Genomic DNA, 22,320 nt, shown 5'->3' with positions numbered 1-22,320 from the left:
CGCGTCACAGTCCTAGATATCGCTTCAGTTCGAAGGGTGTCACATTGCGGCGGTAGTCTTCCCACTCACGCCACTTGTTCCGCAGGAAGAACTCGAAAACGTGCTCGCCGAGCGCTTCTGCGACGAGTTCGGACTTCTCCATCTCGCGCAGTGCGATGTCGAGATCGGTGGGCAGTTCCCGGTACCCCATGGCGCGGCGCTCCGCGGGAGTCAGCGCCCACACGTCGTCCTCGGCCTCCGGCGGCAGGTCATACCCCTTCTCGATACCGCGCAGACCGGCGGCGAGGAGAACAGCGAAGGTGAGGTACGGGTTGCAGGCCGAATCAGGGCTACGGATCTCGACTCGACGCGAGGACGCCTTGTTCGGTGTGTACATCGGCACCCGCACCAGCGCGGAGCGGTTGGACGGCCCCCAGGAGGCGGCAGTCGGCGCTTCACCGCCCTGCACGAGGCGCTTGTACGAGTTCACCCACTGGTTGGTGACCGCGGTGATCTCATTCGCATGCTCGAGAATGCCGGCGATGAATGCCTTGCCCGTCGCGGACAACTGCATCGGGTCGTCGGGATTGTGGAAGGCGTTCGTGTCGCCCTCGAAGAGACTCATATGGGTATGCATGGCGGAGCCGGCCTCGTCGCCGAACGGCTTCGGCATGAAGGACGCGCGCACACCCTCGTTGAGCGCGACCTCCTTGACCACGTAGCGGAAGGTCATCACGTTGTCGGCCATCGACAGGGCATCGGCGTAGCGCAGATCTATTTCCTGCTGGCCCGGCGCGGCCTCATGGTGGCTGAACTCGACCGAGATGCCCATGGACTCGAGCGCATCGACGGCGTGCCGGCGGAAATTGGGTGCCGACTGGTGCACGGCCTGGTCGAAGTACCCACCGTTGTCGGCCGGTATCGGCGACCCGCCCTCGCCGGCGTCCTTCTCCAGCAGAAAGAACTCGATCTCCGGATGTACGTAGCAGCTGAATCCGAGGTCGGCGGCCTTGTTGAGCTGACGGCGCAGGACGTGCCGCGAATCGGCCCAGGACGGCGTCCCGTCGGGCATCGCGATGTCGCAGAACATGCGGGCGGAATGCTGATGGCCTTTGCTCGAGCTCCACGGAAGCACCTGGAAGGTGGAGGCATCAGGCTTCGCCACTGTATCGGCTTCCGATACCCGGGAGAAGCCCTCGATCGCGGAACCGTCGAAGCCGATCCCCTCCTCGAAGGCACCTTCGAGTTCAGCGGGGGCGATCGCCACCGACTTGAGGTATCCGAGTACGTCCGTGAACCACAATCGGACGAACCGGATGTCGCGCTCTTCGAGGGTGCGAAGCACGAATTCCTTTTGGCGATCCATGTCCGCGAGCGTAAGCATAGTAGGTTAAATCTGTGTTACTTGGCTGATTCGTCTCGCCGGCATTTGGAATCCATACAGCTCACGGGGTCGTGGACCTCCGCCGCGCACCGGTGTCAGCACGTCAGATCTGCCGGCGGCACCGTGAGATCCACGAAGTAGTCGACGATCGCTTCGTCGACGCACGATTCTCCGTCCAGAACGACGGTGTGCTGCGTACCTCGATACGTGATGAGCGCACCGGACAGCTGCTTCGCCAGGTCCACACCCGCCTGATAAGGAGTGGCCGGATCCTCTGTGGTCGACACGACCACCACCGTCGGGATCCCGGGCGCATCGACGGTGTGCGGCACGCCGGTGTTGGGTACCGGCCAGAATGCGCACACGTCCAGTGGCGCATTGCCCGTGCCACGTCCGTCGTCGAGGAAGGGCGCAGCCTGCCGGTACCGCATGTCCGCCTCGCCCACCACTGCCCGATCCGTGACCGGCGGGTCGTCCACGCACCTGATCGCATTGAACGCGTCATCGAGGTTCGAGTACGTACCGTCGTCCGCTCGTCCCTCGTAGATGTCGGCGAGCATCAGGAGCGAGTCGCCCGTGCCGTTCGCGAGGCTCTGAAGCCCCCCGCGCAGAGGACCCCACAAACTGGGCGAGTACAGCGCCTGCTGGACCCCGGTCATAGCGTCGGTGTAGCTGAGACCCCGCGGATCCGTCGTGGCGGCGGGCTTGTCGACCAGCGGATCGACGAGCGCACGGAATCGGGCATTTGCCTGGGGCGGATCCGTGCCGAGCGGACAATCGTCCTGCTGCATGCACTGAGCAGCGAACGCGTCGAACGCGTCCTGGAAGCCGGCTGCCTGCAGGATCACCTCCTCGGTGGGATCCTGCTCGGGATCCAGAGCACCGTCGAGCACCATGGCGCGGATGTTGCCCGGGAACGTTTCCGCGTAGACCGAACCCAGCCGGGTCCCGTACGAGTAACCGAGATAGTTGAGCTCGTCGTCACCGAGCACCGCGCGAATCACATCCATGTCGCGCACCACGTCATACGTCCCGACGTGCGCGAGCACGTCCACACCCGTTCGTTCCGCGCACTTCTGCGCGTACTCCCGGTTCTTCGCCTCGGTCCGCGCGATCCCGGCGAAAGTCATGTCGACGTCGTTCTCTTTTCGCCTCGCGTCCGCCTCGACATCGGTCAGGCACCGGACCTGCGGTGTGGAGGCACCGACCCCGCGGGGATCGAATCCGATGACGTCGAAGCGCTCGGCGAGTTCGGTTCCCGCGGCGACCGATGCGAGGCCGAGTCCCGACGCTCCCGGGCCGCCCGGGTTGACGAGTAGCGAACCGATCCTGGCGCCGCTCGCCTTCGACCGGGACAGTGCGATCTGCGCCGTGGCACCGTCCGGATCCGCATAGTCGTTGGGCACGGTCACCGTCGCGCAGTCCAGGTCGTCCCCGAGCGGCGATCCGTCAGTGCTGTACCCGTCGCACGGGCCCCAGGTAAGTTCCTGGCCGTAGAACGACTCCAGGCCCCCGGGAGTCGGCGCAGGCGCTGCGGAGTCCGACGCGGAAGACTCGGCAACGGCCCCGCCGGCTCCTCCCCCTTCCTCGCCGCAGCCCGAGACCACCAAGACAACGGCCACACATCCCGCGAACGCGGCAGCGCCACGCTTTCCCCCGACACCGCGAGCATTCTTCGACATACGACGATGGTGCCAGTGTCCGTCGCGCGGGAGCGTCGAGGGAGATCATGACCTCGTCACAGTCGCCGCCCGTGTGACCTAACGCACCGCGCCGCGCTCTTCGCACCCCCACCCGGCGATGGCAGACTGTAGGCGTCATCACCCGCACCCGGGGACCCGCCAAGGGCCTCGAGGCCAGAAAGGGACAACGATGTCCGAAAACAACCCGTACGGCTCGTCCGCCTCGCATCAGGATGCACCCAAGCGCAAGACACGCACGCACCATCTGCAGGCGATGAAGGCCGAGGGTGAACGCTGGGCGATGCTCACCGCATACGACTACTCCAGCGCCCGCCTCTTCGAGGAGGCCGGCATTCCCGTGCTCCTCGTAGGCGACTCCGCCGCCAACGTCGTCTACGGCTACGAGACCACCGTGCCCGTCACGGTCGACGAACTCCTGCCCTTGGTACGCGGAGTGGTCCGCGGCGCGCCGCACGCCCTCGTCGTGGCGGATCTTCCGTTCGGAAGCTACGAGAGTTCACCCGAGCAGGCTCTGGCAACCGCGACGCGCTTCCTGAAGGAGGGCCTCGCGCACGCCGTCAAGCTCGAGGGTGGCGAACGAGTGGTTTCGCAGATCGCGGCCATCACCGCCGCCGGCATCCCGGTGATGGCGCACATCGGCTTCACGCCGCAGAGTGTCAATTCACTCGGTGGTTTCCGTGTCCAGGGCCGCGGCGACGGCGCGGAACAGCTCATCGCCGACGCGATCGCAGTGCAGGAAGCCGGCGCGTTCTCCGTCGTGATGGAGATGGTGCCCGCCGAACTCGCCGGACAGGTGACCCGCAAGCTCACCATTCCCACCGTGGGGATCGGAGCCGGCGCGGAGTGTGACGCGCAGGTCCTCGTGTGGCAGGACATGGCCGGTTACACCAGCGGCAAGACGGCCAAGTTCGTCAAGCGCTTCGGTAACGTCGGCGACGAATTGCGGGCCGCGGCCGCGGATTACGCGACCGAGGTACGGGCGGGAACCTTCCCGGCACCGGAGCACAGTTTCTGACCGCTCCCACACCAACTCGAGAGGGGTGTCATGCGACGCCGCATGTCCCGAACCAGCCGTCGTCAGCGCGTGGGGGCTTTCGCCGCCGGGACGCTCCTGATTGCAGCAACCGTCGCGGGATGTGCCGGGCAGGGCGGGACGCCGTCCCCCGGAACCGCCCCTCCCCCGGCCCCCGCCCCGACGGATTCCGGAACCGCCGTGGTTCCCGGCGGTGTCACCGAGGCCCAGGCCGCCCAACTGTGCAGCGATCTCGAGGGACAGCTGCAGAGCTGGCGCACGTACACCCCCACCATCGGTAAGACCGGGCTGAACGGACTGGTCGCCTCCTGGATCGCTGGTAGCAATCTCAACGCGCTCGACTTCCTGCGGGATCGCGGCCGGATCGACGAAATCACCACGGCGTCCTGTCCCGACGTCCGGCAGCAGGCGGTCACCGCGTTGGACATACCCGACCTGGCATCCGGCCTCATCGGATTCTGAGGGTCGACGTGACCGAGCTTCCCACCCAGTCGCAGCTGAGCACCCTCTATCCGACGCTCGAGCCGTATCACTTCGGACATCTCGAGGTCGGCGACGGGCAGAAGATGTATTGGGAAATGAGCGGGAACCCCGATGGAAAACCGGTGATCTTCCTTCATGGCGGTCCGGGCGGTGGCACCGATCCTGCCCATCGCCGGTTCTTCGATCCACAGGTGTACCGGATCGTTCTCCTGGATCAACGCGGCTGCGGGCGCTCCACACCTCACGTGGCGGACGGCGCCGATCTGGCCGTCAACACGACCGGCCACCTGATCGACGATATCGAGCTGCTGCGCAGCCACCTCGGGATCGACCGCTGGCAGGTGTTCGGCGGATCATGGGGTTCCACCCTCGCCCTGGCCTACGCGCAGCAGTACCCGCAACGGGTCACCGAACTCGTGCTCCGCGGCGTCTTCCTGCTTCGCCGCAGCGAAATCGACTGGTACTACAACGGCGGGGCGGGAAACATCTTCCCGGAACGATGGGACCAGTTTCTCGCGCCGGTACCCGAGTCCGAACGCGACGGCGACCTCGTGGAGGCCTATCACCGGCTTCTTCATGCCGAGGATCCAGAGGTGGCGACGCGTGCGGCGATCGCGTGGTCGACGTGGGAGGGTGCCACCAGTTTCCTGCTCCCCCGGCCGGAACGGGTGGCGGAGTCGTCGGAACCGAGGTTCGCGCTCGCGTTCGCCCGCATCGAGAACCACTACTTCCGACACGGCGGCTTTCTGGACGACGACCAGCTGCTACGGGATGCCGCTGCGCTGGAAGGCATTCCGGGTGTGATCGTTCAGGGCCGCTACGACGTGGTGTGCCCCGCCACCAGCGCATGGGCGCTCCACCGGGTCTGGCCCGGGTCTCGCCTGGAGATCGTCGACGATGCCGGGCACTCGGCAATGGAACCGGGCATCGTGCACCGCCTCGTGCAAGCCACGGACGGGTACCGCAACTGAATCGACGTCAGCGATCCGCGGACGCTGCGTTCATGCACACTGAGTTCGATGCACACTGAGTTCATGCACAGGACTCACGTATCGAGACAGGGGTGACGATGGACGACTACCAGAGTTCCTCCGGTGTGACGACGTGGAACGGCATGGTCGATTGGCTCGTCGAGTCACTCGTGGATCAGCCGACGGCGCTCATCGTCGAAATCGGACCCAACATGTACGTTGCCGACGATGAAGACGACGAGGTCGTATGCGCACAGATCCAGGTGCTCGCCGACGGCGTGTTGATGCTGCGTCGATCACACGTCGAACTCCAGCACCTGCTGCTCGCAGATTACTCGACCGACGATCTGGTGCTCGATCGATGGCACTTCGACGGCCACTTCGAGGACTGTACGGACGGTTACCTCTTCAGTCGCGACGTCCGATTGATCGCCGAGGCGTGTGTCACCTGGTTCCGGGACAACTGGGGCGCTCGGTCCACCGAAGAACTGGGCTGCTCCTACCGCTTTCCGGACGAGCTTCTGCCGCCTCCACCGGACATCGCCGAGTAGCCACCGAGAAGGTTCTCATGACAGTCACCCCGACTCCCAAATCTTCGGCAGGTGCCGGGCGACGCTTCGGTTACGCCGTGGCTGCACTGGTGAACGCGGTCCTGCTGTATGCGGTCAATGTGTGGCCCGGTTGGGAAGCCGTGCCCTTCCTCACCAGCGACACGCCGCAGGTTCTGGGGCTCGTCAACGCCTCGATCGCTGTGAGCCTCGCTGCCAATGTGGTGTATGCGATCTTCGATCGGGCCTGGCTGAAGGCGCTGGGCGACATGCTCACCATCGGCGTGGGGCTGGCCGCACTGCTGCGGATCTGGCACGTCTTTCCCTTCGACTTCGCCGGCACCTCCTTCGACTGGGCGCTCGTCGTGCGCATCATTCTGGGTATGGCGATCGTCGGCAGCGTCATCGGCATCGTCACGGCATTCGTCTCCTTCGTGAAAAGCGTCGGCGCCTCGGGCCGAAACGACGGGCGCTCCTGACGGAAGTGGCGCAGCCCAGGGCCGGGTACTGCGATTGAATCTTGAACCAGCATTGTGACTGTCGTCACACCGGTGCAACCATGAAAAGAGAGTCGCATCGGCTCATGCCATCACTAGGTTCAAGGATCTCCACCATGTCCAAGAAAATCACCACCGCACTCGCCGCCACCGCCATCACTCTGTCCCTCGGCGCCCTGACCGCCCCCACCGCTTCGGCCGCAACTGTCGAGGCGACACCGGTCGTCGGTTCGGTCGCGATCTGCCTCGGCGTGCCGCTGGGCTCGGTCAGTCTCAACTTCTGCATCTGAGGGGTTTCGCGCCGGAAACCGAGTCCGCACTTCTCGGACCTGAACAGGAGCGCTGCAACACCGGATCCCGTACGTGACAAGACATTCCAGGTCACCGGCCTGGCGTGGCTCCTGCGTGCGGGCCGGCCGCAGCGTACTCATTCCTTTCTGCACGGCGCGACGCGCTCACGCAGGGTATGCGAACTCGACCGTCCGCTTGACGACGTCGGCAGAGGTCAGACGGATCTTCACCTGCTCGCCCTCCGCGGGTTCACCGACGCACTTCGCCAGGGCAGACACGGAGGGCACGAAGACGTCCGCGGCACGCCGGCCTTCACGAGATCTCAGCACCGTGGCATCGAACACCTCGCCGACACGGTCGGCGAGGACGGTGGCCTCGGTGAGGTCGATGCAGGCACGATCGACCTTGTTCGCCAAAGCATCCGAGGTGCCCATGATCTCGGGCATCGACCCCAGCGCCTCACGCGCCCACGACGGCACGGCCGTTCCCGCGGAGACGGCGAGACACACCTCGGTGGAGTATCGGTCCGAGAGGCGGCGCAACGGCGCGGTCACGTGAGCGTACGGGGCGCCGATCGCCGCATGCACGGTCAGTTCGGGAAGTGCACCGTCGAACGCGGCGTAACCGGCACCGCGAAGCAGAGACGGCGCCTCCGTCATCAGAACCAGAGTGGACGCGTCGTTCGGGTCCAGGCGCGCCAGCAACTCGCCGGCGCCGATACCTTCGGGCCAGTCGACACCCAACGCCGACGCCGTCCTCCGCAACGACGCCAGCGCGTCGGGTCCGGCCGGCGGCAGGGTGCGCAGCAACCCGATCCCCGCATCCATCATCATCGCGGCCGCGCACATTCCGGTGACCAGCGAGACCTCCGCGTTCCAGTCGTCGGCCTCCGTGCGGGGCGCCAGATCCACGCGCCATCCGTCGCCCCCGTCGGGTACCACCTCCTGCTCCGGCAGTCGCAGTTCGATCGCACCGCGTGCCACGGCCGCTGCCGTACGCAGGCGCCCGAACTCCGGGAGCGCCGTGATGGAGGGATGAAGCCGACCGGCCTCCGACTCGGACTGGACGCCGGCATAACTCAAACGGGCGACGGACCGCACCCGGGCACGGGTGACCGCCCACGACAACGGTTCGGCATCGTCGCTGAACTCGATGCGCCAGAGGGCCGCCGGGCGGATTTCGCCCGGGAGGAGGCTGCCGGACCCTTCCGACAGTTCTACGGGATGGAGCGGGACCCGACCGTCCGGAAAGTAGAACGTCTGGCCCCGCCTTCGGGTCTCCCGGTCGAGCGCACTGCCGGGTTCGACGACGGCGCCGACGTCGGCGACGGCGTAGTGGAGGACGAAGCCGTCGGAAGTGCGATCGAGGTGCAGGGCCTGGTCCAGATCCATCGAACCGGGCGGGTCTATCGTCACCAGTTCCAGGTCGGTGCGGTCCTCCCGCATGGGGGCGTACCTGTCGGATGCGCTCCGCGCGCCCGCCACGGCGGCGGACGGATAGCTCTCAGGGAGCTGAAATTCGTCGCGCACGGCCTCGAAATCGATTCCGCGTGCCACGACACGTCTCATCGGCACCGCTGGTACGCCCCTTTCCGGCAGGTCGGTTGTCTCGCCGGCCTCAGTTGTTCCACTCCTCGTCGGCCCTGTCTGCCGCCTTGTTTCGCTCGGCAGCGATCTGCAGGGCCTTCTCCGCCGAGGCACGATCGGGGTACGGGCCCATCCGGGTCATCGACGATGCCGCCTTGCCCTGCGCGACGGTTCCGTCCTCGACGTTGTAGTACCAGAGATGATCTTCGTCAGTCATGTATCCAGTGTGCACCGATGGGGCGTGTGGGGTTGAGGTTCAGGCGCAGACTGTTACCCTCGGGAACCTGTCCGGTATACGTTCCCGGCGCCGGTCGCAGGCGCCGAAGGTGCGTTCCCCGTGTGCAGTGCCCGAACAGAGAATGGAGCGAGCATGTCCACGATCATTTTCGATCAGCTACTTCCCTACCTCGGCGCCGAAGGCGCCACCTACTGGGCCCAGCTTCTGGTGGTCGCTCCCGTCTGACGGAGTTCGATCCTCATCGCGTGAGGAAGCCCCCGCCGCACACGCGCCGGGGGCTTCTTCATGCGTGCGCCATGGTAAGGCGCGCGTTCGCGCCCGTGCGTGGGTCTGCCAGCGGATGACGGACATCAACCGTGGTCGCGAGACCTATGAGCGGAAGCGTGCGCGGTAGGCCGGCCAATCCCAGGTCGAGAGGAACTCCTCGGCCGCCGCATACCCTTTCGCGTAGAGCGCGTCGGTTTCCTCCCTGGTGATGTCGAAGTCGAGGACCCCGACCTCGGTGGAATCCACCCGGATCGTCCGGGCATTGACCCAGGGCTGGTTGAGGTACGCCTGGTCGCGGCCGACCAGCACAGTGGTGATGACACGTTCGAGTAGGTGCGGAGCTCCCAGCACGCGGAGCGGGGCGAGCTGCGGGATCACCCTGTCGTTCCCGGCAGGCAGATTAGGTAGCATCGTGATCCCGAAGGTGGGCCGGCGTGGCGGCTTGCCGTCCGTACGGTCCAGGGAATCGATCGGAAAGTTCGACAGCAGACCGCCGTCCACCAACGTCGATGTGACGCCGGCGGTGCTGGTCAGCTCGACGGGACGGAAGTAGAAGGGGATCGACATCGAGGCGCGGACCGCATCGGCCACCGGTTGTTCGTCCGGATCCAATCCGTAGACCCGCCGGTAGTCCCAGGGCAATCGCACGAGCTGACCCGTCGTGACGTCCGTGACGGTGACCACCAGCTTGTATCGGCGTTCCTCCCGCAAGTCCGGGTCGCCGATCCGCAGGTCGCCGAAGGTGCGCACGCCCAGGTTCGCGAGTTGGCTTCGCACCCAGTCGTGGGCGTAATCGCCGCGGAAAAGGCCGGTGCCGCGCAGCAGCGCCCACGACGTCCCGAGCACCGGAATGCTTTCGATCGGACCTGGGTCGCGAAATCTGTCGTACTCGAGGCTGAGGACGAGATCCCTGACCTCCTCAGCCGTCAGCTTCGTCGACCCCGCCGCCACGACCGACCCGACCACCGAGCCGGCCGATGTGCCGGACACCCTCTCGACCGAGTAGCCGTCGTCCAGCAGCGCGGCGACCGCCCCCACGAGCCCGATGCCCTTGACGCCGCCGCCCGCAAGAACGAGATCTGCCTGCTTCGGTTCCGCCGCGGTCACCCCGGCACTCCGGCGTCTCGGCGGGCGTCACAGCGACGTGTATTGCACAGGTACATGGCCGTCTCCTCCGCAACCGACGGTGCTCTCGTCGGCGACCCTCGGCATCCCATCTTCCTCTCGACGACACCGTCATCGGACGGAATCGGACGGGACCGGTTACCGGATCGGAGGCAACACCGCGGGCGAATGTACCTTCCGGTGCCATGGAAGCGTCGAAAGGTACATTCACCCGTTCAGACGACTGCGAGCGGTCCCCATTGGACGCTGGAGGCAAGGCGGACGAGTTGGCGTGTAAGCCGGATCCTGTCCCCGGTGCCGAAGCGCCGGGTGGCGACCATCCATCTGGGCACACCGTCGCCGGGTACCTCGAGCGGTTCACCCGCAGGCTCGGGCGAGCAGCCCTCGAACACCTGCGCAACCGCACCGGATCCCGAAGGACCGATGCGATCTTCAACCTTGCTCCGGGCGGGGTTTACCTAGCCACCCCGGTCACCCGGGGTGCTGGTGCGCTCTTACCGCACCGTTTCACCCTTACCGGCACTACACCCCGAGAGGTGTGGCGCCGGCGGTCTGCTTTCTGTGGCACTGTCCCGCGAGTCACCTCGGGTTGCCGTTAACAACCGCCCTGCTCTGTGGAGTCCGGACTTTCCTCGACCCAGGGCCTGTGCACGTACGTGCTGGTTCCCTTTGCCGCGGCCGCCCGGCCAACTCGTCCGCCCGACCAGAGTACCCGTCCCGGAACCGCCAACCTACCCGCCGCGACACGCCAGGGGCGGCAACAACATCTCGGCACGCAGAAAGCTCGGCGCCGGCATTTCGAATGCCGGCGCCGAGCTTTGATTTTCTGGGCTCTACATCACACGGACACGCCGGCCTTCTCGAGGCACCGATGGAGCGCGTCGACATATGCGGTGGTGCCGTGGAACGGTCCGCTCACACCGATCGCGACCTCGAGAAAGGGGCTGTACTCGTCGTTGACATGGGTTTCCCAACGTGTGACCTCACCCTTGTCGTTGGTCTCGACGAAACTGTAAGAGTAGAAACCCATTCCGGTGCCGTCTTTCATATGACCCTCCCACCGGGTCTTCATGACGAAACCGTTGTCGGCCGGCCAGTACTTGAAGTCCGCCGGCTTCCAATCGGGGAACGTGAGCGAGTACGCCTTCGCTTCCATGGTCGCGGCCTTGGCCGTGTCCACGCTGTACTCGCTCATCGGAAAGCCCTCGTCGCCCGTGAAATAGGGCGACGCATACACGGCGTCGTCCGCGAACTTCCAGGCCTCCTGCCCGTTCTCGTCGGTGTACTCCTCACCGTCCTGCACCCCCTGGCGCAGATAAGCGGTACTGTAACTTTCGGCCATCCGACGATGATGGGCAATTCGTTCTTCGCTATTCATTCCGGCCCTTTCCATGGCTGGTCAACGATCGCCTTCTCGAACACCACGACTCCCCGGTTACGGGCAGCACGGCTTGTTCACTCCGCAATGTGGACATTCTCGTAACTCTCGAGCATCGCACTTTCCGGCAGCGCCATCTGTAGATAAACATCGATATGCCGGATCTTGCCGGCATCGTCGAATTCGTACACGGACACCGAATTCACGACGCTGCTGAAATCACCGATCCGGCTGCGTTCCTCGAGCTCGAGGAACACCACACCCGACTTCTCGGTAATGCGTTTGAACGAGCCGTCCCACTCGGAGGAGGTCGCCCAGTTCGTCAGGAAGCCGACATATTCCTGCCAGTTCATGACCTCCTTGAAATTCCCCACCCGTTCGAATTCGTCGACCGCGACGAGCTCTGCCAGAGGTGCCCAACCTTCCGCGGAGAACCCCGGCTCCTTGGCGGTGTCCACCAGGCGCTTCATCAGCAGGCTGTATTCCAGGACCGTGCGCGAATGCCCGGTGTAATCCTCGACGACGTCGCCAATTTCTCTCATACCCCTAAACCCTTCTTCCACAACGATCTTCGCGATCACACTGTTTGTTCGGACTTACCCGCGTTGTTCGGACTTACCCGCGTCCGCGAGGTATCGATCCAGCACCGTGTGATATTTGGCAATGGGAACCTCCTCCTTCACCAGCGACATATGGGTGAGCGTGCTGTTACGCAGCCCGATCTGCTGGCGCGGCATCTGCTCGTAGTCCTGCTGGAGAGCGAGGAAATACTTGAAGCTTCCCGGCTCCTCGACCTCTATCAATTCCGCATGTGCCGACTCCCGGTACTCCTCGGGAAGCCACATGAAGCTGGTGATATGCCAGATGCACCTGTTGGGATCACCATCGGGATGCGGCACGGCCATGATCACCGTGGCCTCGCCGGCACGGATCGTCATGAAGAAATTCGGAAAGAGCACCCAGCCGTGGTTGTCGCTCATCTGGGCGTCGGTCAGCGCGCTCACGTCGAAGCCCATCCCGGTCAGCGTCTCGCGTGTGGCCTGTTGCAGAAGTGAACGCCCGGTGACGCCCTCCGGATACACCAATGTGCCGTCCGCGTCGCGATAGCCGTTGACGAGTTCCTCGAAGCGAGGCAGATACGCTGCCACACCCGGGAAGGTGCCCGGCAGATCCCGAATTCCCTCGAGCTCCTGCTCCGGACCGAAGTCCTTCACATTCGCCACCTCGAACGGCGCGACGGACACGCTGTGATCGTCGAAGAAACGGTATCGGGTCGTGGCCGGGTCGATCGAAATCACGCGAAGCAGTTCCGGATGAATTCCCGCGATGTGGTAGCCCTCCGAGAAGGCGTCGATAACCACCTTCCAGTTACAGTCCACGCTCTCACGAACATTGAGCACCGTCGTCATCTCGTCGAGATGGTAAGGCGCCAACAGGTCCGCCAGTCCCTCCCCGAGGAAATCGGCCAGCGGCGCCGCGTCCGGATCCGGGTTGAGGAAGATGAAACCGGCAAAACACTCCACCGGCACCTGCAGGAGCATGTGTTCGTCCTTGTCGATCTGACCGGCAAGATCCGGTCGGGACACGCCCTTCAACCGGCCCTCGAGGTCGTACGACCACAGGTGATAGGGGCACACGATCCGCGCCCCGGTTCCGGTGCCCCGGCACAATACGTTGCCACGATGCCGGCACGCATTGACGAATCCGCGAATGCGGCCGTCCTTGCCTCGCACGAGCATGTAGGACTGATCGTAGATGCGATATTCTTTGCGGTCCCCGACTTCGGGCAGTTCATCGGCCCGGCCCGTGACCTGCCAAGTCCGCATCCAGATCGATTTCCGTTCGCGCTCAGCGTATTCAGGGGACGTGTAACGGTCTGTGGTGATCTTCATCTTGAACTGATCGAGATCGAGATCCGCGAGACCTTTTCCCGTGTCGACCCATTCCCCCGGCCTTGCCGATTGCACAGAACTCATTCCACTCGTCCTTTCGTGTGGGTCCTTCGTGTGGGTGTGGAGGTGAAGACGCAGGCTTGGTCACCGGCGGACGAGAAGGTCGCGCCGGTATCAGCCACTACGAACGCGCGCCCACACCACGGCCCGGATCCACAAGAATTAATCGATTGATTGATTAATAATGCACGTCACATTCAGCACTGTCAATGGGAAATATCACACTCGCCCGTCCGATCGATCCGCGGCGCGCTGAGTCTCCGTTCCCTATCGGAACGTGAGATGCTCTCCGAAGACGTTTTCACCTAGCCGGGAGATGCTGTGCCGACCACTCCGTCACTTCTGGGTCGGCCGGTTGGTGCCAGGGGCGAAGAAACCCGGCAGCGCATCATCGCTGCGGCGATGCGCTGCGTGGCCGAGGCCGGCTACTCACGAGCAACCATTCGCGAGATCGCCGGTACGGCCCAGATAACCAGCGGCAGCCTGTATCACTACTTCCCCAACAAATCCGAACTCGTCAAGGCCACGTTCCTCGAATTCGCCGAGGTCTCGGTTCCACGTTTGGCCGCCGCAGCGGACGGTGCAGACGGTGTGCTGAACAAGCTGATGGCGGTGTTCGACGAGGGTGGGCAGCTGATGAGCGACTATCCCTTCGCCGCCGCGTTCGATCGTGCAATCCGCGTGGAAAGCGCCGAACACCTTCACCTGGGTGAGAACAGCGACACCATCTTCAGCACGCTGCGCGGTGTGGTGGTCGGCATCGTCGAGCAGGCCCACCGTGAGGGCGTCCTGGGAGCAGGGGTCGATGTCGAAGGCGCCGCGAATGCGATCTACGCGATCATGCGAGGACTGAACGAGTACGCGGCCACGGCGGCACCCGACGATTACAAGGGCACTCTCCGCGCGCTGAAAAGCCTCATTCAGGGCACGCTGTTCGATTACGCTCGCTTGACCTAGTCGGTCGCCGGCTGTCGGACCGCAACCGACCGTCACTTCGCCGTTCCCTGCACGAACGTGTCGTGCCCCGGCACTATGGTCGGTCCATGACACGCTACGCAGCCCTCCTCCGCGGCATCAACGTCGCCGGCATCAACATCAAGATGGCAGATCTGCGACGGACTTTCACCGCACTGGGTTTCGCGAATGTCACCACCGTTCTGGCGTCGGGCAACGTGCTCTTCGACTCCGGTCGCACCGACGCCGCCGAACTCGAAGCCGAGATCGAAACGGCGCTGCGTGCCGAGTTCGAGTACGAAGCCTGGGTTTTCGTACTCGAGCTGTCCGAGGTCCAGGCAATCGTGGACGGTTACCCGTTCGATCCGGAACGGGAAGGCCGGCACCCCTACGTCGTGGTCACACCCGAACCCGAGGTACTGGGGCGGCTGCTCGAGATGGAGGGCGAACTCGATCCCGGAGTCGAGCGCATCCAGGAAGGAGACGGCGTCCTCTACTGGGAAGTCGAGCGCGGCAGGACGGTGAAGAGCCAGTTCGGGAAGAGCCTCGCCGCACCGCGGTTGAAGGCGTCCACCACCACGCGGAACCTGCGTACATTCCAGAAACTACTGAGGTAATCCTGTGGCTCATGGTCTGACGCCAATCGCCCCGGTGTCGTTCAGAGATGGCTGGTGTCATTGACGAGACGCACCGAAGCCCCACCGTCGGGATAGAACTCGGCGATGCTCAGTGATGCCAGATCCAGGTGCAGCCGGTACAGGAGCGACGGACCCGCATCGAGTGCCAGCTGCAACAGGGTCTTGATGGGTGTCACATGGGTGACCACGAGAATCGTGGAACCGTTGTATGTGGCGGTCAGGTCGTCGCGCACGCGCATGGTCCGCTCGAGCACCTCGTCGAAGCTTTCCCCCGCGGGCGGGCGCACGGATGTGTCCGACAACCATCGGCGGTGCAGGTCGGGGTCGCGTGCCGCGGCCTCGGCGAAGGTAAGACCTTCCCACTCGCCGAAGTCGGTCTCGATGAGTCCCCCGTGGACGGTGACGGGCAGACCCAGGACGTCCGCGGCGGCCGTGGCGGTCTGGTGCGCGCGACCCAACGGCGAGGAGACGACAGCGGCGATCCCGTCGCGCCCGGCGAAGCGCTTGGCGGCACCGGCCGCCTGCGCCTGCCCGAGGTCGGTGAGCGCAGGATTGCCGCGTCCCGAGTACCGGCGGTCCACGGACAACGGTGTCTGGCCGTGCCGCAGCAGCAGCAGGCGCGTCGGAGCGCCCTTCGTGTTCATCCACCCGGGAGCCGCGGGAGCCGCCTTGTCCACCTTCGCGGCCGGTTCGTCGTCCTCGGATTCGCTCGCGGCTTCCCGTTCGGAGCCGATGGCACGACCCGCCGCGGCCGCGTCCATCGCTTCGTTCGCAAGGCGATCGGCGCGGGCGTTCTCGGCCCGGGGAACCCACGTGTAGGTGACCTGGTCGAAGCGCTGGGCGAGCTCGGACGCCCGGCGCTGCAACGGAATCATGTCCGGGTGCTTCACTTTCCACCGGCCGGACATCTGCTCGACGATCAGTTTGGAATCCAACCGGACATCGACGGTCGACGCACCGAGTTCGGCGGCCGCGGTGAGGCCCGCAATCAGGCCGCGGTATTCGGCAACATTGTTGGTGGCGAAGCCGAGGCTTTCCTTGCGCTCGGCGAGAACCTCGTCCCGCGCAGGATCCACGACGACGGCGCCGTATCCCGCCGGTCCCGGATTGCCGCGGGAACCGCCGTCCGCTTCGACGACGACTCGTCTCACCGTCATAGGCCGGACTCCTTGGTACGCACCAGAATCGCCCCGCATTCGGGACAGCGCACGACGACGTCCGGGGCGGTGCCGGTGATGCGGGAGATCTCACCGCGGTCGAGTTCGATCCGGCAGGCACCACAGCGCCGCGCCTGGAGAAGTGCCGCACCGACACCCTGCTGGCTGCGCTGCTTCTCGTATACCGAGATCAGTTCGGGTGGAAGCTGTTCCGCAAGCCGGGCCCGATCGGCCGTGCAGCGCTGCTCCGCGGCGTCGAGGTCGGCCACTGCGTCGTCGCGGCGGCGGCCGGCGTCGATGAGGTCCTCTTCGATCTGGGACAGCTGGGCACCGGCGTGGTCGTGATCGGACTGCGAAGCCTCGCGTCGCTCCATCACCTCGAGCAGTTCGTCCTCGAGCAGGCCCTGACGCCGGACGAGGCTGCCGAGTTCGTGCTCGAGTTCGGTGAGCTGCTTGGCGCCGACGGTGCCGCTTTCGAGGAGCTTGCGATCGCGGTCCTCACGCTGGCGGACGGCGTCGACCTCACCCTCGAGTTTGCGGATGTCTCGGTCGAGGTCGTCGAGAACGATCTCCACGGACACGGCCGCATCCTTGCGGGTGGCGCGCTCCGCTTCGAGACGCTCGACTTCCTGCTGCTCGGGAAGCACGGTGCGCCGGTGGGCGATCCTCGACAGCTCCGCATCAACACCCGCGAGGTCGAGAAGCTTCGATTGCACCTGTGGTTCGACGTTCACGCGTGGTAACTCCTGCTGTCTTCTCTGAGTGATTCTTCTCTGGAGATGTGTAGGTGCAACCGTACCTCGGCGCGAGCAGTCGATCGGCTGGACCGCATCAGGCCGACGCTGCGCCGACAGACCAGGGATCGGTCCGTACCGGAGATACCCGTACCTGCCATCCCGGCGTCGACGCGAAAACGCCATCCAGCAGATCCTTCGCCTGCTGACACCAGGGGTGTTCGCTTGCCCAGTGTGCGACGTCGACGAGTGCCGGGCCCCCGGCTCGTAAGTGCTCGTCGGCGGGATGGTGCCGAAGGTCGGCGGTCACGTAGGCGTCGACGCCGAGCCGGGCGACCGCGCCCAGGTACGAGTCGCCGGATCCGCCGCAGACCGCGACGGACCTGACGGTCGCGTCGGGGTCGCCGGCCGCCCGCACACCCCAGGCGGTGGCGGGCAGGGCGGCGGCGACCCGCTCGGTGAATGCGCGCAGCGTCAGGGGTTCGGGCAGCTCACCGACCCGGCCGAGCCCGCGCGGACCGGGAAAGCTCGCCATCTCGAACACGTCGAATGCCACCTCTTCGTACGGGTGCGCGGCCCGCATCGCCTCGAGCACGGTCTGCCGGATGCGTCGCGGCGCGACCACCTCGAGCCGGCTCTCCGTCACGCGCTCGAGCTCCCCGACCGCGCCGAGGGTCGGGTTCGCGCCGTCCGTCGGCAGGAACTGCCCCGTGCCCGTGACGGACCAGCTGCAGTCGCGGTAATTACCGACGTGGCCGGCCCCCGCATCGAACAGGGCACGGCGGACGGTGTCAGCGTCGTCGACGGGCACCAGCACGACCCACTTGTCCACATCCTCGGTGGGTCGCGGGGCGATCGGTCCGGTCACGGTCAGCCCCAGCGCGGCGGCGAGCGCATCGGAGACACCCGGATCTGCGGAGTCCGCGTTGGTGTGCGCGGTGAACAAGGCGCACCCGGACCTGATCAGCTTGTGGACCAGTGCCCCCTTGGGTGTGTGGGCACCCACGGTGTCCACACCGCGCAGCAGTAGTGGGTGGTGCACGAGAAGCAGGTCGGCACCGGAGTCGATCGCCTCCTCGACCACCGCGGCCGTCGGATCCACTGCGACTACCACCCTGGTGACCGAGTCCTCGGGATCCCCACACACCAGCCCGACCGAGTCCCAGGACTCCGCCAGCGCCGGCGGATAGGCCGCGTCCAGTGTCGCGATCACATCTGCGAGACGAACAGTCACAGGATCTCCTTCATCGCGTCGATCAGCACATCGGTCTGGTCGCGGGGACGCACCGCGACCCGGAGGAAGTCGGGTCCCAGTCCGGGAAAGGTGTCGCAGCGCCGGACCGCGATACCCCGTTCCCGCAGAGCCGTTCGCATCGATTCTCCGTCCGGCAGACGCAGAAGCAGGAACGGCGCGGTCGCGGGCGAATGCACCGCGACCCCCATCGCCCGCAGTCGCGTGGTCATGTCGTCGCGCCAGGCCCCCAGCACCAGCGCCTGGGCCTGCGCCGCCGCGACGGCCTCGGGTTCGCTGCATGCCGCAATCGCCTCTACCTGCAGCGTTCCCAGCGGCCAGTGCGCCCGACCCACCTGCAGTCGCTCCAGCAGTTCGGGGGATCCGAGCGCGTACCCGCAGCGTAGTCCGGCCAGAGCCCACGTCTTGGTGAGGCTGCGGAGCACCAGGACGTCGGGTAGTGACCGACCGGCCAGCGACTCCCCCTCCCCCGGAACCGCGTCGGCGAAGGCCTCGTCGACCACTACGATCCGGCCCTGGCGGCGCAAGGCCAGGATGTCGACGGCAGGGTGCAGCACCGACGTCGGATTGGTGGGATTGCCGATCACCACGAGATCAGCGGATTCGGGAACCGCGGCATCGGCCAGGAGGTAGGGCTCCTCGAGCAGTACCTGGGCAACCGGCACCCCGGCCTCGCGCAGCGACCATTCCGGTTCCGTGAACGACGGATGAATCAGAGCTGCTTCCCCCACACCCAGCCGCGGGAGCATCGAGAAGCCCTCGGCGCCACCCGAGAGGAGCAGCACCTCGTCGGGATGACGCCCGTGCCGGTCCGCCACAGCGCTCCGAGCAGCGAGGTCGGCCGCGGCCGTCGGATAGGACCCCAGGCTGGGCAGGGCGTCGGCAAGACGGCGGCGCAGCCATTCCGGAGGTCCGTCCCCTTGCACGTTCACAGCGAAGTCGAACAGGCCGGGACCCGCGTCCACGTCACCGTGATGACGCAGGCTCTCCCGACTTCCGGCACGTGAGTTCACAGCTGCCGAGCCTAGGGGAGGCGCCTGAGGAACAATGAAACGGTGACCCCGCTCGAAACCATCACCCCGTCCGCCCTGGCCTCCCCGATCGTGCTCTTCGACCTGGACGGCACCCTCACGGACTCCGCGCCGGGTATCCATGCCGGATTCCGGCATGCGCTGGCCGCTGTCGGACAGCCCGAACCCACACCGGAGATGCTCGATGCCGTCATCGGGCCGCCGATGATCGACACCTTCCGCTCGCTCGGTCTGGAAGGCGCGGAGGTGGATCGGGCGGTCGCCGCCTACTTCGAGCGCTACGACCGCGTGGGATGGGCGGAGAACGCGGTGTTCGACGGCATCGAGGAGGTCCTCGCAGGTGCCCGCGACCGCGGCACGCGACTCGCCGTCGCGACGTCCAAAACGGAACATTTCGCTGTTCGCATTCTCGAGCACTTCGGACTCGCCCATTACTTCGAGTTCATCGGGGGTGCCAGTAACGACGGGCGCCGCCGCGCCAAGTCGGATGTGATCGCGCACTCGTTGCAGGCGCTGGGTGTCGACGCCACCGAGGGCACCACCACCGATGTCCTGATGATCGGTGACCGCGAACACGACGTGCTGGGTGCCGCACACTGGGGCATTCCGGCGGTGTTCGTCGAGTGGGGTTACGGCTCACCGGCCGAGGCCACCGGCGCCCACAGTTCCGCGCCCACCACCGGGACGCTGGGAAAGATGCTCGATGACGCAGCCTGAGACCACCCTGCATGTGACGTTCGTCTGTACCGGCAACATCTGCCGGTCCCCCATGGCCGAGAAGGTCTTCGCCGAACACCTGCGGCGGGAGGCACTCGACCACCGGGTCACCGTCAGCAGCGCCGGAACGCACGGTTGGCACATCGGCAACGACGCCGACCTCCGGACCAACGAAATCCTGAAGATCAACGGATATCCCACCGGTCACAAGGCGAGCGAGGTCGGCCCATACCACCTCGGCGCCGACCTGGTGGTCGCGCTGGCAGCCAACCACGACCGTGAGCTTGCCCACTTGGGTGTCCCACCCGAGCGCCGCCGTCTGTTGCGCAGTTTCGACCCGAATGCCGACACGTCCTCGGTTCCGGACCCGTACTACGGCGATCTCGAGGACTTCGGGCTGGTACTTCATCAGATCGAGGCGGCCGTACCCGGTCTGCTCGACTGGGTGCGCACCCGGTAACCCACGGACTGCGGCCCACGATCCGGACCGCACCCGAAGGCAGCTACCGTGGAACTGTGCGGAGGCTGAGATTCTTGTTGCGACCCGGCTGGTTGGTGTTGGCCCTGGTGGTCGCCGGCTTTGCGTTCATGTGCTTCTATGTGCTCGCCCCGTGGCAGCTCGGCAAGAACACGTCCACCGAACACCGGAACCAGCTGATCGCGGATTCTGTCGAAGCCGCGCCGGTGCCGATCGAGGACCTGCTCACCGGTCCGTCACCCAGCCCGGACGACGAGTGGCGACGCGTCACCGCGTCCGGTGAGTACGTGCAGAACAGCGACCTGCTGGTCCGGCTGCGATCCATTGATTCGCAACCCGCCTACGAGGTCCTGACACCGCTGCGGCTCGCCGACGGCAGGACCATCCTGGTCAACCGTGGCTACGTGCGCCCGGTGCAGGGGACGGAACCGCCGCGCGTCGACCCGCCACCGACCGGCCGGTTGACCGTCGACGCTCGGATCCGCCAATCCGAAGGCACCGCTGCGGGCAAGGAACCCTTCGAGCAGAACGGTCTGCGACAGGTCTACACGATCGACTCCCAGCAGATCGGTGACTTCCTCGGTGCCGACCTCACGGGCGGCTATCTACAACTCGACCCCGATCAGCCCGGCGGTCTGGGCACCATTCCGCTTCCGCAACTCGACGCGGGTCCCTACCTGTCGTACGGGTTGCAATGGCTGGCGTTCGGGATCATGGCCCCGCTCGGCCTCGCTTACTTCGTCCGGGCCGAGTGGCGCGAACGCCGCAAGGAGAAGTCCGCCAAGGTCGTGAGGGCCGCTGAGAACGCAGAGAACGCTGAGAACGCTGAGAACGCTGAGAACGCAGCGGGCCCCGAGCGCGTCGGCGACGCCGTACCGGTACCGCAGCCGGCGAGCCGGAAGAGACCCTTCTCCCGGGCCGAGCCGGCGAAATCAGCTCCGCCGACGGCGAGAGAAGCGAAACTGGCCGACCGCTACGGCAAGGGCCGCTGACACCAGCGCCGAGCCGGCCTGCACCATCCCGGACAGCCGGACGGCCCGGTGGAGATCCACGGGTTCGGGTGCCCGCCCTGATCCGAGCCGGGGCCGCATCTCTACCCCGTGTGCGTACTCGGTGCGTCCACCGAGGGTGATACCGAGCGCGCCAGCAGCGCTGGCCTCCGCCACCCCCGCGTTGGGGCTGGGATGAGTGGCCGCGTCCCGCCGCCACGCCGTCCACGCCTCGATCGGTGACCCATCGACCGCCGGCGCCGCGGCGACCGTCAGGACACCTGTCAGCCGGGCGGGCAGAAGGTTGACGGCGTCGTCCAGTCGGGCCGCGGCCCATCCGAAGTTGCGGTATTTCGACGACCGGTAGCCGATCATCGCGTCGAGGGTGTTGGACGCCCGGTAGACGAACAAACCGGGAATGCCCGCCAGCGCACCCCACAGCAATGCCCCGACGGCGGCGTCCGAGGTGTTCTCGGCCACCGACTCCAGGGTCGCCCGGGTCAGGCCCTCCGCGCCGAGCACGCTGGGGTCACGTCCGCACAGCGACGGCAGGAGCGCGCGGGCGGCGGGAAGATCATCGGCGTCGAGGTGGCGAGCCATGGCCGAGCCGGTTCGTCCGAGGGACGTTCCGCCGAGGACCACCCATCCGGCCACCGCGGTTCCGGCCGCCTCGCCCACCCAGCCACCCCGACGTGCCAGCCGGGCGGCGACAGCACCCGTTCCCGCTGCGGCACCGACGAGCACGAGAACGTGCAGGACGCCCGCAGCACGCGCATCCCGGTAGGTCAGCCTCTCGAACCTCATTGCGGCGCCGCCGAAGCCGGACACCGGATGCCACCGAACCGGGTCGGCGAACCACCGGTCGGCGGCGAAGCCGAGCAGGAGGCCGGCAGCGCGGGCAGTGCCGGGACGGGAGGTTCGATTCACGCCACTAT

Annotated in this window: 24 protein-coding genes and 1 other RNA gene; 11 read left to right on the top strand and 14 right to left on the bottom strand. The window is 66.0% G+C overall.

All coding sequences use genetic code 11. The annotated features are described in order from the left end of the window. Positions 1 to 4: 4 nt before the first annotated feature. Together glnA and WAW17_RS08570 are read right to left on the bottom strand one after the other, a co-directional pair. A complete protein-coding gene (glnA, locus tag WAW17_RS08575) occupies positions 5 to 1,345 on the bottom strand; it encodes a type I glutamate--ammonia ligase (protein WP_422332555.1) in 1,341 nt (446 codons plus the stop codon). A gap of 113 nt (positions 1,346 to 1,458) precedes the next feature. After that, positions 1,459 to 3,045 (bottom strand): alpha/beta hydrolase, encoded by a 1,587-nt coding sequence (locus WAW17_RS08570; RefSeq protein ID WP_422332554.1) that lies wholly within the window; start codon positions 3,043 to 3,045, stop codon positions 1,459 to 1,461. A gap of 190 nt (positions 3,046 to 3,235) precedes the next feature. Between WAW17_RS08570 and panB the strand changes: the two genes are divergently transcribed. The 6 genes from panB to WAW17_RS08540 all read left to right on the top strand — a co-directional run bounded on the left by panB (position 3,236) and on the right by WAW17_RS08540 (position 6,888). After that, positions 3,236 to 4,081, top strand: a complete 846-nt coding sequence (gene panB, locus WAW17_RS08565; RefSeq protein WP_422332553.1) for a 3-methyl-2-oxobutanoate hydroxymethyltransferase — start codon at positions 3,236 to 3,238, stop codon at positions 4,079 to 4,081. A 42-nt stretch (positions 4,082 to 4,123) separates the two neighbouring features. Continuing rightward, entirely contained in the window at positions 4,124 to 4,561 is a 438-nt protein-coding gene (locus tag WAW17_RS08560) for a hypothetical protein (protein WP_422332552.1), read from the top strand. Between the two features lie 35 nt (positions 4,562 to 4,596). Further along, complete coding sequence (gene pip, locus WAW17_RS08555) at positions 4,597 to 5,553, top strand: prolyl aminopeptidase (RefSeq protein ID WP_422332564.1); 957 nt, start codon at positions 4,597 to 4,599, stop codon at positions 5,551 to 5,553. A 98-nt stretch (positions 5,554 to 5,651) separates the two neighbouring features. After that, the gene (locus WAW17_RS08550; RefSeq protein WP_422332551.1) at positions 5,652 to 6,104 is read left to right on the top strand and encodes a hypothetical protein; all 453 of its coding nucleotides are present in this window, start codon (positions 5,652 to 5,654) and stop codon (positions 6,102 to 6,104) included. Between the two features lie 17 nt (positions 6,105 to 6,121). Beyond that, positions 6,122 to 6,580, top strand: a complete 459-nt coding sequence (locus WAW17_RS08545) for a hypothetical protein (protein WP_422332550.1) — start codon at positions 6,122 to 6,124, stop codon at positions 6,578 to 6,580. Positions 6,581 to 6,714: 134 nt separating this feature from the next. Further along, positions 6,715 to 6,888, top strand: a complete 174-nt coding sequence (locus WAW17_RS08540) for a hypothetical protein (RefSeq protein ID WP_422332549.1) — start codon at positions 6,715 to 6,717, stop codon at positions 6,886 to 6,888. A gap of 165 nt (positions 6,889 to 7,053) precedes the next feature. Here the strand turns inward: WAW17_RS08540 and WAW17_RS08535 are convergent, their stop codons facing one another. The 7 genes from WAW17_RS08535 to WAW17_RS08505 form a co-directional block, all read right to left on the bottom strand. Then, positions 7,054 to 8,457, bottom strand: coding sequence for an RNB domain-containing ribonuclease (locus WAW17_RS08535; RefSeq protein ID WP_422332548.1), 1,404 nt, complete (start codon positions 8,455 to 8,457; stop codon positions 7,054 to 7,056). 49 nt (positions 8,458 to 8,506) lie between these two features. Beyond that, the gene (locus tag WAW17_RS08530; RefSeq protein ID WP_422332547.1) at positions 8,507 to 8,692 is read right to left on the bottom strand and encodes a hypothetical protein; all 186 of its coding nucleotides are present in this window, start codon (positions 8,690 to 8,692) and stop codon (positions 8,507 to 8,509) included. 390 nt (positions 8,693 to 9,082) lie between these two features. Beyond that, positions 9,083 to 10,087, bottom strand: a complete 1,005-nt coding sequence (locus WAW17_RS08525; protein WP_422332546.1) for a patatin-like phospholipase family protein — start codon at positions 10,085 to 10,087, stop codon at positions 9,083 to 9,085. A gap of 276 nt (positions 10,088 to 10,363) precedes the next feature. Beyond that, positions 10,364 to 10,799, bottom strand: an RNA gene (gene rnpB, locus WAW17_RS08520) — RNase P RNA component class A. A 144-nt stretch (positions 10,800 to 10,943) separates the two neighbouring features. Continuing rightward, entirely contained in the window at positions 10,944 to 11,483 is a 540-nt protein-coding gene (locus WAW17_RS08515) for a hypothetical protein (RefSeq protein WP_422332545.1), read from the bottom strand. A gap of 77 nt (positions 11,484 to 11,560) precedes the next feature. Continuing rightward, the gene (locus WAW17_RS08510) at positions 11,561 to 12,025 is read right to left on the bottom strand and encodes a hypothetical protein (RefSeq protein ID WP_422332563.1); all 465 of its coding nucleotides are present in this window, start codon (positions 12,023 to 12,025) and stop codon (positions 11,561 to 11,563) included. Between the two features lie 54 nt (positions 12,026 to 12,079). Continuing rightward, on the bottom strand, positions 12,080 to 13,459 hold the full coding sequence (locus WAW17_RS08505; protein ID WP_422332544.1) for an aromatic ring-hydroxylating oxygenase subunit alpha: 1,380 nt from the start codon (positions 13,457 to 13,459) through the stop codon (positions 12,080 to 12,082). 297 nt (positions 13,460 to 13,756) lie between these two features. On the opposite strand from WAW17_RS08505, the gene WAW17_RS08500 reads away from it, so the two are divergent. Both WAW17_RS08500 and WAW17_RS08495 read left to right on the top strand, forming a co-directional pair. Further along, entirely contained in the window at positions 13,757 to 14,392 is a 636-nt protein-coding gene (locus tag WAW17_RS08500) for a TetR/AcrR family transcriptional regulator (protein WP_422332543.1), read from the top strand. Between the two features lie 86 nt (positions 14,393 to 14,478). Beyond that, entirely contained in the window at positions 14,479 to 15,006 is a 528-nt protein-coding gene (locus WAW17_RS08495; RefSeq protein WP_422332542.1) for a DUF1697 domain-containing protein, read from the top strand. A 41-nt stretch (positions 15,007 to 15,047) separates the two neighbouring features. Here WAW17_RS08495 and WAW17_RS08490 read toward each other — a convergent pair whose 3' ends face one another. From WAW17_RS08490 to cobC, 4 genes are all read right to left on the bottom strand, one after another. Beyond that, the gene (locus WAW17_RS08490; RefSeq protein WP_422332541.1) at positions 15,048 to 16,184 is read right to left on the bottom strand and encodes a bifunctional RNase H/acid phosphatase; all 1,137 of its coding nucleotides are present in this window, start codon (positions 16,182 to 16,184) and stop codon (positions 15,048 to 15,050) included. Next, positions 16,181 to 16,918: a zinc ribbon domain-containing protein gene (locus WAW17_RS08485; protein WP_422332540.1), complete on the bottom strand. Its 738-nt coding sequence runs from the start codon at positions 16,916 to 16,918 to the stop codon at positions 16,181 to 16,183. The genes WAW17_RS08490 and WAW17_RS08485 overlap by 4 nt, the downstream gene beginning before the upstream one ends. Before the next feature lie 97 nt (positions 16,919 to 17,015). Then, positions 17,016 to 18,152 carry a Nif3-like dinuclear metal center hexameric protein gene (locus WAW17_RS08480; protein ID WP_422332539.1) on the bottom strand — a complete coding sequence of 379 codons (1,137 nt, stop codon included), beginning with the start codon at positions 18,150 to 18,152 and terminating at the stop codon, positions 17,016 to 17,018. Then, a complete protein-coding gene (gene cobC, locus WAW17_RS08475; RefSeq protein WP_422332538.1) occupies positions 18,149 to 19,183 on the bottom strand; it encodes an Rv2231c family pyridoxal phosphate-dependent protein CobC in 1,035 nt (344 codons plus the stop codon). The genes WAW17_RS08480 and cobC overlap by 4 nt, the downstream gene beginning before the upstream one ends. 42 nt (positions 19,184 to 19,225) lie before the next feature. On the opposite strand from cobC, the gene WAW17_RS08470 reads away from it, so the two are divergent. From WAW17_RS08470 to WAW17_RS08460, 3 genes are read left to right on the top strand one after another with little or no spacing between them, the layout of a single operon-like run. Next, positions 19,226 to 19,918, top strand: a complete 693-nt coding sequence (locus WAW17_RS08470) for an HAD-IA family hydrolase (protein WP_422332537.1) — start codon at positions 19,226 to 19,228, stop codon at positions 19,916 to 19,918. Then, the gene (locus WAW17_RS08465) at positions 19,905 to 20,378 is read left to right on the top strand and encodes a low molecular weight protein-tyrosine-phosphatase (protein WP_422332536.1); all 474 of its coding nucleotides are present in this window, start codon (positions 19,905 to 19,907) and stop codon (positions 20,376 to 20,378) included. The genes WAW17_RS08470 and WAW17_RS08465 overlap by 14 nt, the downstream gene beginning before the upstream one ends. Positions 20,379 to 20,434: 56 nt before the next feature. Beyond that, a complete protein-coding gene (locus tag WAW17_RS08460) occupies positions 20,435 to 21,388 on the top strand; it encodes an SURF1 family protein (RefSeq protein ID WP_422332535.1) in 954 nt (317 codons plus the stop codon). Here the strand turns inward: WAW17_RS08460 and WAW17_RS08455 are convergent. Continuing rightward, positions 21,329 to 22,312, bottom strand: coding sequence for a cobalamin biosynthesis protein (locus WAW17_RS08455; protein WP_422332534.1), 984 nt, complete (start codon positions 22,310 to 22,312; stop codon positions 21,329 to 21,331). The genes WAW17_RS08460 and WAW17_RS08455 overlap by 60 nt on opposite strands. Positions 22,313 to 22,320: the final 8 nt, after the last annotated feature.

Source organism: Rhodococcus sp. (in: high G+C Gram-positive bacteria) (genome assembly GCF_049286785.1).
Taxonomy (GTDB): Bacteria; Actinomycetota; Actinomycetes; order Mycobacteriales; family Mycobacteriaceae; genus Rhodococcus_F.
This window is presented reverse-complemented; position numbering and strand designations above follow the sequence as displayed.

What these genes read in the sequence shown, in the direction of transcription:
- WAW17_RS08545 (WP_422332550.1), top strand. Translation starts at nt 6,122, where the DNA reads ATGACAGTCACCCCGACTCCCAAATCTTCGGCAGGTGCCGGGCGACGC.
- WAW17_RS08550 (WP_422332551.1), top strand. Translation starts at nt 5,652, where the DNA reads ATGGACGACTACCAGAGTTCCTCCGGTGTGACGACGTGGAACGGCATG.
- WAW17_RS08505 (WP_422332544.1), bottom strand. Translation starts at nt 13,459, where the DNA reads ATGAGTTCTGTGCAATCGGCAAGGCCGGGGGAATGGGTCGACACGGGA.
- WAW17_RS08510 (WP_422332563.1), bottom strand. Translation starts at nt 12,025, where the DNA reads ATGAGAGAAATTGGCGACGTCGTCGAGGATTACACCGGGCATTCGCGC.
- WAW17_RS08495 (WP_422332542.1), top strand. Translation starts at nt 14,479, where the DNA reads ATGACACGCTACGCAGCCCTCCTCCGCGGCATCAACGTCGCCGGCATC.
- WAW17_RS08465 (WP_422332536.1), top strand. Translation starts at nt 19,905, where the DNA reads ATGACGCAGCCTGAGACCACCCTGCATGTGACGTTCGTCTGTACCGGC.
- WAW17_RS08540 (WP_422332549.1), top strand. Translation starts at nt 6,715, where the DNA reads ATGTCCAAGAAAATCACCACCGCACTCGCCGCCACCGCCATCACTCTG.
- glnA (WP_422332555.1), bottom strand. Translation starts at nt 1,345, where the DNA reads ATGGATCGCCAAAAGGAATTCGTGCTTCGCACCCTCGAAGAGCGCGAC.
- WAW17_RS08515 (WP_422332545.1), bottom strand. Translation starts at nt 11,483, where the DNA reads ATGAATAGCGAAGAACGAATTGCCCATCATCGTCGGATGGCCGAAAGT.
- WAW17_RS08490 (WP_422332541.1), bottom strand. Translation starts at nt 16,184, where the DNA reads ATGACGGTGAGACGAGTCGTCGTCGAAGCGGACGGCGGTTCCCGCGGC.
- WAW17_RS08570 (WP_422332554.1), bottom strand. Translation starts at nt 3,045, where the DNA reads ATGTCGAAGAATGCTCGCGGTGTCGGGGGAAAGCGTGGCGCTGCCGCG.
- panB (WP_422332553.1), top strand. Translation starts at nt 3,236, where the DNA reads ATGTCCGAAAACAACCCGTACGGCTCGTCCGCCTCGCATCAGGATGCA.
- WAW17_RS08560 (WP_422332552.1), top strand. Translation starts at nt 4,124, where the DNA reads ATGTCCCGAACCAGCCGTCGTCAGCGCGTGGGGGCTTTCGCCGCCGGG.
- WAW17_RS08535 (WP_422332548.1), bottom strand. Translation starts at nt 8,457, where the DNA reads ATGAGACGTGTCGTGGCACGCGGAATCGATTTCGAGGCCGTGCGCGAC.
- WAW17_RS08530 (WP_422332547.1), bottom strand. Translation starts at nt 8,692, where the DNA reads ATGACTGACGAAGATCATCTCTGGTACTACAACGTCGAGGACGGAACC.